This window comes from Nocardia cyriacigeorgica (genome assembly GCF_010868145.1).
Taxonomy (GTDB): Bacteria; Actinomycetota; Actinomycetes; order Mycobacteriales; family Mycobacteriaceae; genus Nocardia; species Nocardia cyriacigeorgica_D.
In genome coordinates, this window is sequence record NZ_JAAGUY010000058.1 from 1 (window position 1) to 437 (window position 437).

At 72.1% G+C, this 437-nt stretch carries 1 pseudogene; it reads left to right on the top strand.

Annotated features, from left to right (window positions below):
• Nucleotides 1-437, top strand: a pseudogene (locus GV792_RS28745) (hypothetical protein); the annotation flags it as partial.

Below are 437 nucleotides of genomic sequence, written 5' to 3' on the forward strand. Positions count from 1 at the left end.
TCCCCAACCCGCCTCCACCGGCGACCCAGCCGACACCGGCGGAAACGACAACCCCACCCACCCAGCCTCTACCGGCGACCCGAACAACACCCCGCGCGACAGCGCCACCGGCAACACCACCGATGGCGGCAACCCATCCACCGACCAGCCTCAACCCACCGCGCCGACCGTCCCCGACAGCGGCGACAACACGGGCGACTCCCCCACAGCCCAGCCGGACCCCCAATCCACGGACGGCCAACCGAGCTCCCTCGATCTGCCGACCCAAGACCCATCAGCACCCCAGCCATCCCCGAGCCCCAATTCCCTCGACCTGCCGACGCAGGACACCCCCACCGACCAACCAGGTGCCGACCAACCGGCCCAGCCCCCGAGCTCGCTGGACCTCCCCGAGCAGCCCGCACCCACCGCCGGCACCGACCCCGACTCCCTCGACC